This is a genomic window from Streptomyces sp. NPDC001002, assembly GCF_053599215.1.
On record NZ_JBSFLV010000003.1, the window covers coordinates 45,384 to 62,222 of the forward strand.

The following is a 16,839-nucleotide window of genomic DNA, read 5'->3' on the forward strand; positions in this document are numbered from 1 at the left end:
TCGGTTTCAGCGGGCGGTCACTTCAACTCGTCCGGACATGGGGTGCCCCGGGGCAGTTGGTACGGGGCACCCAACCTGTACGTCCCCGCCTTCGGCGCGACCAGGATCGTCCACTTGTCGCCCTTGTCGTCCTCTTCCGTCTGCATCAGACAGCCGTTGACGTTGTCGAACGACTTCGGCGTGCCGTCGGCCCGGTGCTTGGACGCCTGCGTCTCCTGCGGCGGCTTCACGCCCTTGCCCTTGGCGTCGACCAGGCCGAGCCACGGCGAGTAGGGGACCCGGATCAGGACCCGCCCGGGCTTCTTGACCTCGATGGTCAGCTCGCCCTGCTCCGCGCGGTCGACCGTGGCCGGCGAGTCCGCGAGCGGGGTCGGGTCGGTGACCTGGAACAGCTGCCAGTTGGCATCGCCCCAGATCTGCTTCAGATACGGCATCCCCCGCTGCACCAGCTCCCGCTCGCGCTCGCCGCCATCGCCGTCGGGCTGGTCCTTGGGCAGCACGACGAAGTGGACGGCCCAGCGCTGGAGCCACTCGTGGTAGTTCGCCGAGTTCAGGGTGTCGTCGTAGAAGAGCGGGTTGCGCTCCATGTCGGCCTGGCGGTTCCAGCCGCGGGCGAGGTTGACGTAGGGGGCCAGCGCGGAGGCCTCGCGGTGGGAGGCCGCGGGCACGACTTCGACCCGGCCCTTCTCCGCGCCGACCTCCTGGAGCTCGTTCACCAGCGGCGCCAGCTCGCGCGCCCAGGACGCGGTCGGGGTCGTGACGACGACGTCGTCGACCGACTTGAAGCCGATCCAGAAGGTGAAGCCGACGATGGCCAGCACGGTCACGTACCAGGTGCGCGAGCGCGGCACCATGAACGGCAGCGCCGCGACCAGCGCCACGCCCGCGAAGAGCATCGCGAGGCGGGTGATGTTGGAGCCGATCTGCGAACTGACCAGCCACACACCGAGGATGGACAGGCCGTACACCGCGGAGGTCAGCCGGACCGTCTTCCACTCCTTGGGGACCAGCGCGAAGACGAGGACGGCCGAGGTGAACGGCAGGATCACCGACGCGAACTTCATCGGCTGGGTGCCCGAGAACGGGAACAGCCAGGCCGAGACCGCCACGACCACGACCGGCGCGATCCCCAGCGCCCAGGCGCCGGGCCGGCGCTTCTGCAGGAACAGGGCCACCGCCACCAGCCCCACGAACAGCCCCGCCACCGGTGACGCCATGGTCGCGAGCGCGGCCAGCGGAGCCGCGCACAGAGCCTTCGCCCAGCGTTTGTAGCGCCAGCGGTGCGGCCAGCAGAAGACGACGGCGACCGCGCCGAGCGCGAAGACCGTGCCGAGGCCGTAGGTCACCCGGCCCGAGGCCGCGTTGCACAGGAAGGCGAAGACACCGGCGAGCGAGGCCCACAGCGGATTCCGCACCGACCGGCTGCGCAGCAGGATCAGCGTCAGCAGCCCCGCCGAGATCGTGCCGGCGATCATCATCGTCGTACGGACGCCCAGGACGGACATCAGATACGGCGACACCATGCTGTACGACACCGGGTGCATACCGCCGTACCAGGCGAGGTTGTACGCGGAGTCGGGGTGGCGGCCGACGAACTCGGCCCAGGCGTCCTGGGCCGCGAGGTCGCCGCCACTGTTCGCGAACGTGAAGAACCAGGCGATGTGCAGGACGCCGGACAGGGCCGTGAAGGAGAGCACCGGGTGGCGCAGGAACCGCTCCCGCAGGGCGGACACCACAGCGGCGGCCCTACCGGGCAGCCGGGTCTCCCACCCCTCGGACCGTGCCTCGGGCCGTGCCTCGGGCACGCGTATTCGCGGGCCGGATACCGGGCCCGGATCGGCGTCGTCGGCGCGTGTCGGCTCCGCTGTGGCCACCTGAAGGCACTCCCCGTGGTGTCCCGTCTTCTGTTCAGGTCTTCTTCTCGTTCAGGTCTGCCGTCTGTACGCGTCCCGAGCGCTCCGGCCTGCCCCGTTTCGTGACGCTAGCACGCACCCCGCCGGGGAGCGCCCGGGTGGGGCCCACCGACGGGATGCGCGGACGTCAGTTGTCGTCCGGCGACCCGGATCAGCCGATACGCGTCAGCTTGGCGGTGAAGCCGGGCTCCGTGAGGTCGGACTGCAGGGCGACGGGGACCTTGACCGCGCCGTCGGAGCTGTCGCCGACGGTGAGGGTGCCCACCTTGGTGCCGGCCTTCGCGGTGTGCGGTACGTCGTCCGCGGCGAAGGACAGCTTCACCTTTAGGCCGGCCCAGCCGACCGCGGTGACGTCCTTGGTGAGCACGACCGGGGTGTGCCCGCCGAGGCCGTCGTCCACGTAGCCGACGACGGTGCCCTTCTTGAGGATCTTCGTCGAGGTCAGCGCGTCCTGCGCGGCCAGCATCGCGGTCTTGCTGACGGCGTTGACCGTGTCGATGATCGGCGCCGTGTGCTGGCCGAGGATCGCGCCGACCACGGTGACCGTCTCGCCGCCGACCTCCTTGGTGGCGGCGAAGAGGAGATTGCCGCCGGCCTTGGTGGTCGTTCCCGTCTTGATGCCGAGGGCGCCGTTGTAGGGGACGAGACGGTTGTAGTTGTTCCAGGTCTTGCCCGACGGGTCCTTCCAGCTGGGCAGCTTGGTGATGTCCATCAGCGCCGGGATCTTCACCAGCTCGTTGCCGAGCTTCACCTGGTCCGCGGCGCTGGAGACGGTGGTCTCCTTGAGGCCGGAGGCGTCGGTGTACGTCGTGTTCGTCATGCCGAGTTCCTTGGCGGTGTCGTTCATCTTCTTGATGAACGCGGCCTCGGAACCGGCGTCCCAACGGGCCAGCAGACGCGCGATGTTGTTCGCGGACGGGATCATGATCGCCGAGAGGGCCTGCTGCTCGGTGAGTACGTCGCCCTGCTTGACGGTGTTGAGGGTGGACTCCCCGTCCTTGTCGTAGCCGCCCTCCTTCTCCGCGAGCGCGTCCACGGTGATCTTCTCGCCCTCCGAACCCGCCTTCATCGGGTGGTCCTTGAGGACGATGTACGCCGTCATGGCCTTGGCGACCGAGCCGATCGCGACGGGCGTCTGCTTGCCGAAGGCGCCCATCGTGCCGATGCCGTCGATGTCGAGGCTGCCCTGGCCCTCGGACGGCCACGGGAGGTCGGCCTTGTCGCCGTCGAAGGTGTACGAGTCGTCGGCGGTGAGCTGGAGCGAGGGGGTCGGCAGGGGGCGCATGGCCTGCACGATCGCAAACACGACCGCCAGCAGCAGGACCAGCGGGGTCCAGATCTTGACCCGCCGCACGATCGTGCGGACCGGTGTCTGGGGCGGCGGCGGGGTGTTGGTCAGCTCGGCCAGCAGGTCGAGCGGCGGCTTCGGCGGCAACGGCTGCTGAGTGGTCCGCTCGGGCCCGACCAGCGGCAACGCGGCCGTCGCCTCCGCGGGCCGACGCACGGGCGGCTCGTCCAACGGCTTGAGCGCGACGAACTTGCTGGTGCGCTCGGCTTCTTGCTCGGGGGACTTGGGGGCGGGGGTGGGGGCGGGGGCCTTCGGCGGCTGCTCCACCTTGGAGGCGTCGGCGGCCTTGGGGTCACCGGCGGGCTTGGAATCGCCGGCCGGCTTGGCGGCGTCAGCAGGCTTGGGGGCATCGGATGTCTTCGGAGCCCTGAAGTCGCCCAGCTTGAGCATGGTGGTCGGCTGGTCGAGCTGGGGCCGCTTGAGCATGGTGGTGTGCTGATCGGCGGGGGGTTCGTCAGCGGGGGTTTCATCGGCAACGCCGTCGTCGCCACCGCCGTCCTTGGGCGAGTCCTCGGGCTCGTCCTCGGCGTCGGCGGCCTTGTCCGCGTCCACCGGGGCGTCTTCGGGCTCGGCCGTGTCCGCCGGGGTGCCGTCGACGGGGGCGTCCTCGGGCTCGTCGTCCGTGACGACCGCGTCGGCGGGCTCCGGAGCCTTGTCACGCACGTCGGCGTCCACGGGGGCGTCCTCGGGCTCGCCCGCATCCACCGAGGCGGCGTTCACAGGAGCGTCCTCAGGCTCGTCCACGTCCGCCGGAGCGGTGTCGACCGGCGCATCCTCGGGCTCGTCGTCCTCGGCGACCTCCGCAGCCGTCTCCTCGGCGTCGGCGCTGCCGATGGCGTCCTCGGGGACCTCGGACTCGTCTCCGGTCCCGTCCGCGTACCCGACCCCGGTCCCGTCCGCGCCCTCAGGACCCTCGGCGTCCTCGGAATCATCGGAGGCCTGAGAGGTCCCGTCGTCGGACGCGCCCTCGTCCTCGACCGACCCTTCGCCGCCTCCGGCACTCCCGGCGCTCCCGGCGCCTCCGGCACCCGTGGCGTCCTCGGCGGACTCATCGACCTCGACCGACCCCGCGGGCCGCGCCTCGGCCTCGGGCTTCGCGTCAGCCTCCGCGTCGGGCCCGGCCTCAGCCTCCGCGTCGGCCCCGGGCCCGGGCTCCACGTCCGTCGCGAGATCCCGTACCGAGAACACCCGCGTCGCCGTATCCACCCCGCCCCGGGCACCGGCACCGGCGCCTGCGCCGCCCTCCGTCGCGGAGGCCGTCCGTTCCGGTTCTCGGCTCACCGCCAGGCGCGGATCGCGGGGCTGCGTCCTCGCCTCGGGAACCGGACCCGCGCTCCCCGACGTCGATCCTGTCGACGACTCGCGCTGCTTCGACCTGTCGGGGGACTCGCCCGCCACCGGTGCCTCCTCCTTGCCGCACGCCGTCCGCGCGGCTACCGAACCGTCTGACCGCCCGCTCGGACCACGCCTCCCCGACGCTGTCCGAACCATGTACCAGTGTCCTGTGTGCGGGCTTAACCTCTGCGGTAGACGAGAACGACATACCTACCGGTTCCACTACAAAGAGGTCACGCACCCTCGACAGACCAATGTGAGAGGGGTCACCCTGTCTTTCATCCACGCGGGGAGGCATGGATGGGCAGGAGCCGCAGAACACTTCCGGAAGAGCTTCTGCTGCTGGCATTGGACCCGGCCACGGGTACCACTGCACAGCCGCAGTCGCTCGACCTCGGTCTGGCCGGAGCACAGCTAGTGGAGCTGGCGCTGGCCGGACGGATAGCCCCAGACGGGGATCGTATCGCCGTGGTGGCACCACGGCCGACTGGAGATCCGACACTGGACTGCGCGTTGGAGTTGCTGCGAAGGCGTGGCGCTCCGGTGCGTGCGGTCCACTGGATCGGCGGGCCCCGACTGGGGTTGCGCCAGACCTACCTCTCGCATCTGGAGCGGTGCGGCATGGTGCATGCCGTGGCGGGACAGATGTGCGGGGTGTTGCCGACGACTCGTTATCAGGCGACGGACAACGCCATCAGCCGGGAGATCCGTGCCCGGCTGGATTCCGCGATCCGTACCGGCGTTCCGCCGGACCCACGGACCGCGGCGTTGGCCGCGCTCGCTCACGCGGTCGGCCTCGGCAAGCACCTGTATCCGGGCAATGAGGGACGCTCGTCCCGCTCCCGGCTGCGGGATCTGATCCGGCACGACCCGATGGGCGGCCTCGTGGCACACGCCGTGATGGACGTCCAGAACGGTGTGGCGGCCCAGCCGCGTCGCAGTCCGGCCCCGGCCGGCCGGCAGGCGGTCGGACCACCGGTCAGGCAGGCATCAGAACCCGCTCGCGGTGTTCCGATGCAGCCGCACCGCAGTTCCATGGCGCGTGTCGTGGCCCACTGAGCCGCAGTTCCACGACATCGCCGTACAGCACCACGGCACCACAACCGCAGAACCGCACCGCCAAGCGCCGCACCGCAAGTCCCCATGACCCGGTACGGGAGCCGCTGGACCGAGCGGGGTGAAGCAGACGTAACGTCTCTTCACCCCGCTCGGCCGCGTCTTCGGGGCCTTGGAAAAACCCGAATACGGCCTGGACCTGCCGCATATCCAACGTTTCCCAGCGGTAGTAACCACCTTGGTGGCAATCTGCTCAACAGCAGATACGCAAAGTGGCAAACAGAGGTTCACAGCCGGAGGTGCACGTCCCGTGGCGTCCAGTGTCAATCCCACCGTCCGGCGGCGCCGGCTGGGTCAAGAGTTGCGCCGGCTCCGTGAGCTGAAAGGCATGACGGCCGAAGAGGTCGCCGAGCGACTGCTGGTGTCGCAGTCGAAGATCAGCCGTCTCGAGAACGGCCGGCGCAGCATCAGCCAGCGTGACGTCCGCGATCTGTGCGGGGTCTACGAGGTCGAGGACGTCCGGATCGTCGACTCGCTGATGCAGATGGCCAAGGACTCGCGCCAGCAGGGCTGGTGGCACTCCTTCGGCGACATCCCCTACAGCGTCTACATCGGACTGGAGACGGACGCGGCGAGTCTGCGCGTCTACGATCCCCAGGTCGTCCCCGGCCTGTTGCAGACCCGGCAGTACGCCGAGGCGCTGATCGCGGGCGCGTTGCCGGAGACCGCCGCCGCGGACGTGGAGAAGCGCGTCCAGGTGCGGCTGCGCCGGCAGGAACGAATCACCGCCCCGGAGAACCCGCTGCGCCTGTGGACGGTGATGGACGAGGCGGCCGTACGCCGGATCGTCGGCAACCGCTCGCTGATGCGCGATCAGCTGGAGCATCTCGTCGAGCAGTCCCAACTGCCGCACGTCACCGTGCAGGTGATCCCCTTCGAGATGGGCGCGCACCCGGGCGTGAACGGCCAGTACGCGATCCTGGAGTTCCCCGACGCGGCCGACTCCAGCGTGGTCTACATCGAGGGCGTGACCAGCGACCTGTATCTGGAGAAGGCGAACGACGTCCAGAAGTACAGCGTGATGTACGAGCACTTGAGGGCGCAGGCGCTGAACGCGGACCAGTCGCGGCAGTTCATCGCGGACATCGCCAAGGAGTACGCGCGGTGAACCAGGGCCTTCCGAGGCGGTCTTCGACGGAAGCGGCCGCAGAGTACACCTTCCGTAGGCCGAATTGGAAGACCCACCTGGAATATGCCATTCAGACGAGTGAATAGTCGCTTCGTACGCGGGGGTTGGCGAGTACCGTCGATCACGCCAATCAGACACCAAGGTTGGCGCAAACCAGCAACTCGTCATCTGGCAATACGGAGCAAAAATGGCAATTCGTCAGGGCGCCACGGCCACCTGGACCAAGTCCTCCTACTCCACCGGGAACGGGGCCTGTGTCGAGGTCAAGTCCCCGGTCATCGAGGGCCTGTCCGTCCGTGACTCCAAGGTCACCGAAGGACCGGAACTGGCTTTCCCCTCCGACGCGTGGAACGCCTTCGTGGCCTCGGTCAAGGCGTAACGGCACGTCTGTCACACATGCGACAACTTCACAAGCTGCACCAACAGAGCCCTCTCGACCAGCCCGCCGTCCTTGCCGAGGGGGCTCGGCTTGTGCCCGCACATTCCTGACGGATCCGGTCAGCGGAGCCGGTCCACGTAGGTGTCCGTCCCCGGCACGGTCGGGATGAACGGCGCCACCAACTCGACCCGCCCCAGGCCCGATTCGACGATCTGCTCGTCGAGTCCGGTGAAATAGCCCTCCCAGCACTCGCGCGGGTCCGCCTCCAGGAACCACAGCAGGGTCAGCCGGGTGTCGACCCCCTCGACCTGCTTGACATAGGTCATCCGATCACCGGGCAGGGGCGTCGGCCGGAAGACGGTCACCAGCGCGGCCGGTGACCCGGCGACCCGCTTGGGCAGATGGCGCGAACGCAACCACTCCGCCAACTCGGCCCGCTGCTCGGCCGATTCGGCGTCGATCACCTCCAACACCAGCCCGGCGTAAGGGTGGTCGAGCGCGTGGAAGTCCCGCGGCCCCGCCGCCCCGTCCCGGTACACGCTCGCCTCGTGGTCCTGGAAGGCGGTGAAGACGTGGGTGCGGTCCTGGTAGACCCGGGCGTCCCGGTTGAGCCGCTTGTTGATCGCCACGGTCCACTTCATGTGGTCGTCGTAGCGGCCGTCGGTGATCCAGTACGTGGAGAGGTAGCAGCCGGCCGCGACCGGCTGGGCGATCGCCGACTTCTCGGGGTAGCGCAGGAGTTGGAGATCCCGGGTGGCGACCCAGCGGCGCCCCGCGTACATCCAGGGCATCGCCATCGCACCGGCGTAGTAGTGATCGTCCTCGTACCACCTGTTGTACGCGTACTCGTGGCCCGGGTGCGGCTCGACCATGGTGATCAGCGCGTGGCCCGGGCGGACTCCGTACGGGCCGACCGCGGCCAGTTCGGCGTACGTCTGACTGCGGGTGTCTGTCTTTTCGGGGCCCTCGGACATGGGCGCTCCCCTTCCTTCGTCCGCCGGTCGCCCATACTCTGACGCCCCGTCAGAAAAAGCGCCAGGGTCAGGGAAGCGCTGGGTCGGAGGTCTCTCATGTCACTGCTCGCGGGCAAGACGGTCGTCGTGTCGGGAGTCGGCGCCGGGCTCGGTCATCAGGTCGCGGCGGCGGTCGTGCGCGACGGCGGGAACGCGGTGCTCGGGGCGCGCACCGAGGCGAATCTCGCCAAGAGCGCCTCCGACATCGATCCGGACGGGGCGCACACGGCGTACCGGGCGACCGACATCACCGACGAGGCGCAGTGCCAGGCTCTCGCCGCGCTCGCGCGGGAGCGGTTCGGGCGGATCGACGCGATGGTCCAAGTGGCCGCCTGGGACAGCTACTTCGGCGGAGTGGAGGACGCCGACTTCGCGACCTGGCAGTCGGTGATCGACGTGAACCTGCTGGGGTCGCTGCGGATGGCGCGGGCCTGTCTGCCGGGCCTGAGGGCGGCCGGGGGCGGGTCGGTGGTCCTGATCGGGACGCAGTCGGCGGTCGCGGCCCCCTCACAGGTGCGGCAGGCGGCGTACGCGGCCTCCAAGGGGGCGCTGACGAGCGCGATGTACTCGCTCGCGCGGGAGCTGGGGCCCGACCGGATCCGGGTCAACACCGTGCTGCCGGGCTGGATGTGGGGGCCGCCGGTGCAGGCGTTCGTGCAATTCACCTCGCACACGGAAGGGGTGCCGGAGGCGGACGTACTGAAGCGGCTGACGGATCGGATGGCGCTGCCGGACCTCGCCACGGACGGGGACGTGGCGGACGCTGCCGTATTTCTCGCCTCGGACCGCTCGCGGGCGATCACGGGACAGTCTTTGCTGGTCAACGCGGGCGAGTTGATGCGATGACGCCTCTTTCCCAGTCGATCGACTGTTCAGATACATAAACCCAGGACAGCAGTCGGAACATTTTTACAGTCTCTTGACCTTCCACTTGCTTGCCGTGGGCACGCCACCCCGCCCAGAGTTCACATGCCCGACCCCGGCAGCGGGAACATGGAAGGGGACCCATGAACAGTCTCGACTGGGCTGTGCTCATCGCCTATTTCGGCGTGATGATCGCCATCGGCGTCTGGTCGCACAAGCGAGTGGACAACGTCAGCGACTTCTTCACCGCCGGCGGCAAGATGCCCTGGTGGCTGTCCGGCATCTCGCACCACATGTCGGGCTACAGCGCGGTGATGTTCACGGGCTACGCGGGCATCGCCTACACCTACGGCGTCACGTCGTTCATCACCTGGTCCTTCCCGATCGCGCTGGGCATCGCCATCGGCTCCAAGCTGTTCGCGCCGCGCATCAACCGGCTGCGCTCACGGCTGCACGTAGCCTCCCCGCTCGAATACCTCAAGAACCGCTACGACTTGAAGACGCAGCAGGCCCTCGCGTGGTCCGGCATGCTGCTGAAGATCGTCGACGTCGGCGCCAAGTGGGCGGCGATCGCGACCCTGTTGTCGGTGTTCACCGGGATCTCCCTCAACCAGGGCATCCTCATCACCGGCGCCATCACGGCGGTCTACTGCACGATCGGCGGCCTGTGGGCCGACGCGCTGACCGAACTGGGCCAGTTCGTCATCCAGTTGCTGGCCGGCGTCGCGATGTTCGTCGCCGTCGTCCTGAAGCTGAACGACAAGGGCATCGGCTTCCTCGGCGCCTGGGACGAGCCGGCGCTCCAGGGCCACGGCAAGCCGCTGGTCGGTCAGTACGGCACGGTCTTCCTCATCGCCTTCCTCTTCATCAAGCTCTTCGAGTACAACGGCGGCATGCTCAATCAGGCCCAGCGCTACATGGCCACGGGCAGCCCGCGCGAGGCCGAGCGCTCGGCCCGGCTGTCGGCGGCCCTGTGGCTGGTCTGGCCGGTGGTCCTGTTCTTCCCGATGTGGATGTCGCCGCTGCTGGTGACCGCGAAGAAGCCGGACGGCTCCGACTCGTACGCCCTGATGACCGAACAGCTCCTCCCCCACGGTCTGTTGGGCCTCGTCATCGTCGGCTTCTTCTCGCACACCATGGCCATGTGCTCCTCCGACGCCAACGCGATCGCGGCCGTCTTCACCCGGGACGTGGCGCCGGTGGTGTCGAAGCAGGCGCGGTCCTGGAGCGAGCGGTCCGGACTGATCGCGGCGCGCGTGACCACCGTGCTCTTCCTCGGCCTGTCCATGGCGGTGGCCACCCAGGTCAACTCCCCCGCCTTCAAGGACATCATCACCGTCGTGATCAAGTGGGTCGCCGGTCTCATGGGCCCGATCGCGATCCCGATGATGCTGGGTCTGCTCCGCCCGTTCCGCCGCTCCGGCCCGACGGCGGCGCTCACCAGCTGGTCCATGGGTCTGCTCGCCTTCTGGCTGGTCAACTACCCGATCAACTGGAACGTCGACGGCGGCGTCCCGCTCCAGTACCAGGTGTCGATCCCGCTGGCCGTGTCGCTGGTCCTGTACATCCTCATCGGCTATCTGAAGCCGGAGGACACCCCGGAGCGCCTCGCGGTCATCGAGACCATCAACACGGACGACGACAGCACCGCGGTCGCCGTGCCGGCCCCGGCCGGCCCGGTCGAGGACACGGTCGCCACGTCACCGTCCAAGGACTGACCGACGTCACCGACCAGGGACCGACCGCTCAGGCCCGCGGGTAGCGCACCAGCCACCCCGGGGACGAGCCCCCGGGACCGTGCAGCGCCGGGCCCTGGGTCATCTCCATCGCGAAGTCGTCCGCCAGTTCCAGGAGTGTGGGACGGCCCTCCAGCTCGGCCAGCCAGGCCGGCGGGAGGGCCGTTTCGCCGTGCAGGGCGCCAAGCAGGCCGCCGGTGAGGGCGCCGGTCGCGCCCGAGGGGCCGTCGTGGTTGACCGCGAGGCACAGCCCGTGCCGGACGTCCTCGCCGACCAGGGCGCAGTACACGGCGGCCGCCAGCACCCCGTCCGCCGAGCCGTCCGCCGCCAGCTCCTCCACCCGCGCCGGCGTGGGCATGCCCTGCCGGACGGCGCCCAGGGCGTGCTGCAGGGCGTCGGAGACGTGCTCGTGCCCCGGCCGCGCCGCCAGCAGCCCCAGCGCCCGCTGCACGGCCGCGTCGAGGCTCTCCCCGCGTGCGAGCCCGTGCACGATGACGGCGTACGCCCCCGCCGACAGGTACGCCGTGGGATGTCCGTGGGTCTGCGCGGCGCACTCCACGGCGAGCTGGACGACCAGCTGCGGCTCCCAGCCGACGAGCAGCCCGAAGGGCGCCGAGCGGGCGGTCGCCTCCGGACCGAGCTCGGCCGGGCTCTTGGGGGACTCCAGCGTGCCCATGGTGTCGTCGCCGAACCCGATGAGCAGCGCGCGGGTCGGCTCGCGCCGGGCGTACAGCCACTCCTCGCGGGCCAGCCAGCCGTCGTCCTTGCGGCGCTCGTCGGGCCCCCAGTCCCGCTGGGTGGAGGCCCAGCGCAGATACGCCCGGTGCAGATCGGTCGGCGGGTGCCAGGCGCCCGTGTCACGGCGTACCTGGGCGCGTATCAGCCCGTCCACGGAGAACAGCGTGAGCTGCGTGAGATGGGTGACCGCGCCGCGCCGGCCGTAGGCGAAGACCAGATCGGCGACGCCTTCCGCGCCGTACGCCTCCCGGATCTCCTCCAGGTCCAGCTCGTCGACGGGTGCGCCCAGCGCGTCCCCGACGGACACCCCGAGGAGTGTCCCGCGCACCCGGCTGCGGAAGTCCTGCTGCTCGGCACGGCCCCAGACGGCCCCGGCTGTCGCACCCACCAAGACCTCCCCGACGGCACCACCTCTACGCACGACAGCACAGCACTGTAATCGAACGGGGACGGTGGGTTGAGGGGGCGGGAGGGTGCGGGGTGTGTGCTGCGTGCGAACCCGAGTGGACAGGAACGGTCAGATATCGGTCACATGTGGACGATCGGCGCGCTCGGTTCGCCGCTCTCGGGGCGGCCCTTGTGGAACATGAGGGCGGCGATCACGGCGCCGGCGGTGAAGAGGCCGGCGGACCACCAGTAGGCGGTCGAGTAGCTGTGCAGCCGGGCCTGGGCGACGGTCGCCGGAGTGGCCGCCCTGCCGACGAGGTAGGCGGTCGCGGCGCTCGCGGCGAGGGTGTTGAGCAGGGCGGTGCCGATGGCGCCGCCGACCTGCTGCATGGTGTTGACCGCCGCGGAGGCGACCCCCGCGTCCTCGACCCTGACCCCGTGGATGGACAGGCTCATCGCGGGCGGCAGCGACAGCCCGATGCCGGAACCGATCAGCAGCAGCCCGGGCAGCACCCCGGAGGCGTACCCGCTGTCCAGGTCGAGCGCGGTCAGCAGGGCGAGGCCCGCGGCCGAGGTCAACAGGCCCAGGGGTACGAGGATCTTGGGGCCGATCCTCGGCAGCAGCACACTGATGGAGAGCTGGGCGACGACCATCAGGCTGCCCATCATCGGCAGGAACGCGAGGCCGGTCCTGACGGGCGTGAAGGCGAGGGAGGCCTGGAGGTAGTAGGTCAGGAAGAGGGAGACGCCGAAGAGTCCGGCGCTGGCGATGGCCATCACGAGGAAGGACGCGCCCCGGGTGCGGTCGGCCAGGACGCGCAGGGGCAGCAGGGGATGCGCGGCGCGGGTCTGCCACCAGGCGAAGACGGCAAGGAGCAGCACGGCGGCGGTGAGGGTGCCCCAGGTCAGCGGCGAGGACCAGTCGTACGTCTCGGCGTTGGCGAAGCCGTAGACCAGGCCGAAGAGACCGGCCGAGCCGAGGACCGTGCCGGGGAGGTCGAGCCGGGGCCGTACGGCCGGGGCGCCCTTGCGCATCAGGACGAGTCCGCCGATGAACGCGACGACGGCGAAGCCCAGGTTGACGTAGAGGGTCCAGCGCCAGCTCAGGTGCTCGGTGAGCAGTCCGCCCAGCAGCAGTCCGAAGGCGCCGCCCGCGCCGCCGATGGCACCGAAGACGCCGAAGGCGCGGGCCCGGTCCTCGGCGGTGGTGAAGGTGACGTTGAGCACGGCCAGGGCGGCCGGGGCGAGCAGTGCGCCGAAGATTCCCTGGAGGACCCGGCCGGTGACCAGCACCTCGAAGTTCGGCGCCGCGCCGGCCAGCGCGGAGGCGCCGGCGAAGCCCGCGATGCCGACCAGGAAGACGATCTTCCGGCCGAAGAGGTCGGCCAGTCTGCCGCCGAGCAGCAGCAGACTGCCGAAGGCCAGGGCGTACGCCGTGACGATCCACTGCCGGCTGCCGTCACTGAAACCCAGGTCGCGCTGGGCGGACGGCATCGCGATGTTCACGATCGTGACATCGAGGACGACCATCAGCTGGGCGATCGCGATCACGATCAGGACCCACCAGCGGCGGCGGTCGGGGGCGTCCGTATCTGCGACCGCAAGGGGGGCCTGGGGCGGGGGCGCGGCCACGTCCTCGGTCAGGGGCTTGGGGGATTTGGACATGGGACTCTCCGGGAGCGAAGACGGAAAACGAAACGAAGCCGTTTCGCTGCGCCAGTGTACGCATGTCGTGGCAGTAGCTGCCACTAGGCCCGGACTGCCATGAGGCAGTGATGGTCACGCAGAGGTCGGAATGGGGACCTCGCCGGTGCGGAGAAGGGCGAGCGCCTGCTCGACGGCCAGACTCAGGGCCGCGGGCTCGTCGCTGCGCGCCCATTCCGCGACCGCGATCTCGACGACGGCCGCGACGTTCGCGGCGGCGAGCGCGGCGACCGTCTCCGTCGTACGGCCTCCGGTGCGTCGGCGGATCTCCTCCGCGAGGCTCTCGCGCCACAGCCAGTTCACCGCCCGCAGCTCCGCGTGCAGGGACCGGGTGCGGACGATGATCCGGTAGACGGCCTTGCGCCGTTCCGCGTCGTCCTCGATGGTGCGCCGGACACTGTCGACCACCTGGAACAGGGCCTGCGGCAGCGGGACTTCGGCGGGCAGGCCGCGCAGTTCCGCCAGCGCGGTGTGCAGGGCCTCCTCGGTGAAGCGGACGACGAGCGCTTCCTTGGTCGGGTAGTAGCGGTACACCGTCCGGGGCCCGACCTCCGCCGCGGCGGCGATCTGCTCGACGGTCGTGGCGTCGAAGCCCTGCTCGTCGAAGAGCGCGATGGCCGTGTCCGCGATCAGCTGACGGGTCCGCTCCATCTTGATCTCTCGAAGTCCCACTCCACACCCTCCACGCACCGGCTTGCCGCCGCCATTCTCGCCGCTCCCGGCTCAGTCACCGGCCCAGGGGCGCGCGCCGAGCCGCTCTCGCACGGTCGCGCGCTGCTCCTGGGCCCAGGCGGAGGAGGGGTTGAGCTCCAGGGAACGGTCCAGGTCGATCAAGGCCTCCTCCTCACGTCCCAGGTTTGCCAGGCTCGCGCCCCGGCTGGCGTACGCCGACGCGTAGTCGGGGTCGAGGGCGAGGGCCCGGTCGTAGTCGGCGAGGGCCTCCTGGTCGCGGCCGGCGGTGCGGAGGGCGTCGCCGCGTTCGCAGTAGCTCCAGGCCCAGTCGGGTTGCAGCTGGACGGCGCGGTCGAGGTCGGCCAGCCGACGCTCGGGGTCGCCGAGGTCGCGCCACACCCGGGCCCGGCGGACGAGCGCCCAGGCGTAGGCGGGCTTGAGGTCCAGCGCGCGGTTCAAGTCGGCGAGGGCCAGGTCGAGTTCGCCCCGGACGAAGTGGGCGGTGCCTCGGGAGGCCCAGCCGAAGTCGCTGCTCGGGTCCAGGCGCAGGCCCTCGTCCAGGTCACGGACCGCCTCGTCCGGATGGCCCGCCATACGGTGGTGCTCGCCGCGCAGGATGTGGTGGTAGCCGTTGGCCGGCTCCAGCGCCACCACCCGGTCGAGCGCGTGGAGCGCCGCCCGGTAGTCCCGCATCCCGCCCAGGGTCACGGCCTTGGCCCGCAGGGCGCGTACGAGGTCCGGTTCAAGGGCGAGCGCGTGGTCCCAACTCTCCAGCGCCCGCTCGAAGTCACCGGTCCGGGCCAGGGCGTCGCCCTGGTGCGCCCACGCCTCCGCCCGCCAGGGCTCGTCCCCTCGCGCGCGGCTCAGCAACAGCCGCAGCAGCCCGGCCACCCCGCCGTCCGCGAACGCGTCCGTCAGGGCCCGCCCGTACGTCCGTACGGTCTCGGCGTCCGTGTCCTCCCCCGCCTCCGCGACCAGCCGCACCCACCGCCCCACCACGTCGTCCCCGTCCGAGCAGGCGGCGACGAGGTCGGCGGGGAGTGTGGTCTGCGCGGTCCGGGGCCGGGCGCACAGGGAGTGGTACGACTCGGCGAGCCGCAGCGCGCGCCACTCCTCGTCGGCCCTGAACTCCTCGGGCTCCCGGCCCTGTTCGGCCTCTGCCCGCCACCGTCCGAAGACCTCGGCGAGCTGTGTCTGCCGTTCGGCCCAGCCGCGTGGGGAGCGGCGGCGTTGCAGGCGGAGCATCGGCTCGCGCACGAGGTCGTGGTAGCGGAGGCGATCGCCACCCCGGTCGTCCACGAACGGCAGCCCGCGCAGCCACGCGAAGAGCGCGTCCGCCTCCTCGTCCGGGCATGCGGCGGCGGCCCGGAACACGTCCATGTCCAGGCTGCGGGGCAGCGCGCACGCGAGCGCCACGGCTCGGCGCACCGGGTCCTGCTCCCACTTCAGGAACCGCTCGACCGCCGTGGCGCTGGGGTCGCCCACGTCGTCCGGGTCGGCGGGGTGCTGCTCGGCCAGGGTGGACACCAGCACCGGGAGCCCGCCGCTGAGCCGCAGCACCTCTTCCACCACGGGCTCGTCCACAACTCCCTTGCCCGCCAACAGCCCCCGGGCCTCCGCGTCGGTGAACGGCCCCAGCGGCAGGTCCGTCATGAAGTCGGCGAAGGCGCCCCAGCGGGCGGTGTCGAAGGGCCGTTGCCCGGAGGTCACGACGACGATGTTGGCGGCGAGGGTCCCGTACCGATCGCTGTCCATCAGTTCGTGCAGCCACTCGTCGACAAAAACCCCGACCCGTTCATACGTATCGAAGAACAGGACCACCCAAGGAACCGCCGAGGCAGCCTCGTTGAGCTCGCTGAGCAGCACGGGCGTAAGCACCCTCTCCGGCGCCAGCACCAGTTGCACGTCCTCCTGACTACGGAAGCGCGCACTGAGCCCGGCTCTCAACCGCTCGGCCCCCTGGGCGAGTTGGGAGGCGTCAAGAGCCCCGGCGAAGGCCCCCACCCCAGGCACCATCCCCAACCCGACCAGCCCGGCCCGAGCCGCCACCACACTCCCGAGGGACGGCCCGCCCTCCTCCCCCTCGATCGCGAGGGTGGCCTCGGCCTCGTGCCGCCGCGCCCGCTGCGCGGCGAGCAGCCGTTCGACCTCCTTCAACCGACGGCCCTGGGAGGCGAATTGGCGCGCGACGACCGCCATGGCCTCCGGCACACTGCCGGCACCTTCATCGACGTACGCGGTGAGCGCGCCCTTCTCCCGGGCGATCTGCTCCAACTCCCGTACGAGAAAGGTCTTCCCGACCCCCGCGTTGCCGTGCACATGAAACAGAAACCGATGCCGCTCGTCCTCGGGCGGAATGTCGAAGTTCCCCCGAAAGACGGCCCGTTCAACCCCCCGCCCGACAAATCCGGCCCGCCGACGCCGCCGGACGAGCTCCTGCATCGACGGCCGAGCCTGCGCCACGCTTTCGCTCCCTTGTCGGGGGGTTGTTCTTGGGGCTGGGTG

Annotated in this window: 12 protein-coding genes; 5 read left to right on the forward strand and 7 right to left on the reverse strand. The window is 70.3% G+C overall.

Features of this window, described 5'->3' with window-relative positions; all coding sequences use genetic code 11:
• Positions 1 to 17: 17 nt before the first annotated feature.
• Both ACWDR3_RS02655 and ACWDR3_RS02660 read right to left on the reverse strand, forming a co-directional pair.
• A complete protein-coding gene (locus tag ACWDR3_RS02655) occupies positions 18 to 1,874 on the reverse strand; it encodes an MFS transporter (protein ID WP_450350189.1) in 1,857 nt (618 codons plus the stop codon).
• Positions 1,875 to 2,064: 190 nt separating this feature from the next.
• Positions 2,065 to 4,659 carry a D-alanyl-D-alanine carboxypeptidase gene (locus ACWDR3_RS02660; RefSeq protein WP_450350190.1) on the reverse strand — a complete coding sequence of 865 codons (2,595 nt, stop codon included), beginning with the start codon at positions 4,657 to 4,659 and terminating at the stop codon, positions 2,065 to 2,067.
• A gap of 237 nt (positions 4,660 to 4,896) precedes the next feature.
• Here ACWDR3_RS02660 and ACWDR3_RS02665 point away from each other — a divergent pair, with 237 nt between their 5' ends.
• From ACWDR3_RS02665 to ACWDR3_RS02675, 3 genes are all read left to right on the forward strand, one after another.
• Positions 4,897 to 5,655, forward strand: coding sequence for a GOLPH3/VPS74 family protein (locus ACWDR3_RS02665; protein ID WP_124003939.1), 759 nt, complete (start codon positions 4,897 to 4,899; stop codon positions 5,653 to 5,655).
• Positions 5,656 to 5,962: 307 nt separating this feature from the next.
• Positions 5,963 to 6,820, forward strand: coding sequence for a helix-turn-helix domain-containing protein (locus ACWDR3_RS02670; RefSeq protein ID WP_402358753.1), 858 nt, complete (start codon positions 5,963 to 5,965; stop codon positions 6,818 to 6,820).
• 208 nt (positions 6,821 to 7,028) lie between these two features.
• On the forward strand, positions 7,029 to 7,220 hold the full coding sequence (locus ACWDR3_RS02675) for a DUF397 domain-containing protein (protein ID WP_401716272.1): 192 nt from the start codon (positions 7,029 to 7,031) through the stop codon (positions 7,218 to 7,220).
• Between the two features lie 119 nt (positions 7,221 to 7,339).
• Here the strand turns inward: ACWDR3_RS02675 and ACWDR3_RS02680 are convergent, their stop codons facing one another.
• Positions 7,340 to 8,194 carry a hypothetical protein gene (locus ACWDR3_RS02680; protein WP_450350192.1) on the reverse strand — a complete coding sequence of 285 codons (855 nt, stop codon included), beginning with the start codon at positions 8,192 to 8,194 and terminating at the stop codon, positions 7,340 to 7,342.
• Between the two features lie 96 nt (positions 8,195 to 8,290).
• Here ACWDR3_RS02680 and ACWDR3_RS02685 point away from each other — a divergent pair, with 96 nt between their 5' ends.
• Positions 8,291 to 9,079, forward strand: coding sequence for an SDR family oxidoreductase (locus ACWDR3_RS02685; RefSeq protein WP_450350193.1), 789 nt, complete (start codon positions 8,291 to 8,293; stop codon positions 9,077 to 9,079).
• Between the two features lie 161 nt (positions 9,080 to 9,240).
• Complete coding sequence (locus ACWDR3_RS02690; protein WP_450350194.1) at positions 9,241 to 10,815, forward strand: sodium:solute symporter family protein; 1,575 nt, start codon at positions 9,241 to 9,243, stop codon at positions 10,813 to 10,815.
• Between the two features lie 28 nt (positions 10,816 to 10,843).
• Here ACWDR3_RS02690 and ACWDR3_RS02695 read toward each other — a convergent pair whose 3' ends face one another.
• The 4 genes from ACWDR3_RS02695 to ACWDR3_RS02710 form a co-directional block, all read right to left on the reverse strand.
• On the reverse strand, positions 10,844 to 11,959 hold the full coding sequence (locus ACWDR3_RS02695) for an ADP-ribosylglycohydrolase family protein (protein WP_450350196.1): 1,116 nt from the start codon (positions 11,957 to 11,959) through the stop codon (positions 10,844 to 10,846).
• A 140-nt stretch (positions 11,960 to 12,099) separates the two neighbouring features.
• Positions 12,100 to 13,623, reverse strand: a complete 1,524-nt coding sequence (locus ACWDR3_RS02700) for an MFS transporter (protein WP_450350198.1) — start codon at positions 13,621 to 13,623, stop codon at positions 12,100 to 12,102.
• A gap of 114 nt (positions 13,624 to 13,737) precedes the next feature.
• Complete coding sequence (locus tag ACWDR3_RS02705) at positions 13,738 to 14,334, reverse strand: TetR/AcrR family transcriptional regulator (protein WP_450350200.1); 597 nt, start codon at positions 14,332 to 14,334, stop codon at positions 13,738 to 13,740.
• Between the two features lie 51 nt (positions 14,335 to 14,385).
• Positions 14,386 to 16,776, reverse strand: coding sequence for a tetratricopeptide repeat protein (locus tag ACWDR3_RS02710; protein WP_450350359.1), 2,391 nt, complete (start codon positions 16,774 to 16,776; stop codon positions 14,386 to 14,388).
• Between the last annotated feature and the right edge of the window lie 63 nt (positions 16,777 to 16,839).

What these genes read in the sequence shown, in the direction of transcription:
- ACWDR3_RS02665 (WP_124003939.1), top strand. Translation starts at nt 4,897, where the DNA reads ATGGGCAGGAGCCGCAGAACACTTCCGGAAGAGCTTCTGCTGCTGGCA.
- ACWDR3_RS02675 (WP_401716272.1), top strand. Translation starts at nt 7,029, where the DNA reads ATGGCAATTCGTCAGGGCGCCACGGCCACCTGGACCAAGTCCTCCTAC.
- ACWDR3_RS02680 (WP_450350192.1), bottom strand. Translation starts at nt 8,194, where the DNA reads ATGTCCGAGGGCCCCGAAAAGACAGACACCCGCAGTCAGACGTACGCC.
- ACWDR3_RS02685 (WP_450350193.1), top strand. Translation starts at nt 8,291, where the DNA reads ATGTCACTGCTCGCGGGCAAGACGGTCGTCGTGTCGGGAGTCGGCGCC.
- ACWDR3_RS02690 (WP_450350194.1), top strand. Translation starts at nt 9,241, where the DNA reads ATGAACAGTCTCGACTGGGCTGTGCTCATCGCCTATTTCGGCGTGATG.
- ACWDR3_RS02700 (WP_450350198.1), bottom strand. Translation starts at nt 13,623, where the DNA reads ATGTCCAAATCCCCCAAGCCCCTGACCGAGGACGTGGCCGCGCCCCCG.
- ACWDR3_RS02710 (WP_450350359.1), bottom strand. Translation starts at nt 16,776, where the DNA reads ATGCAGGAGCTCGTCCGGCGGCGTCGGCGGGCCGGATTTGTCGGGCGG.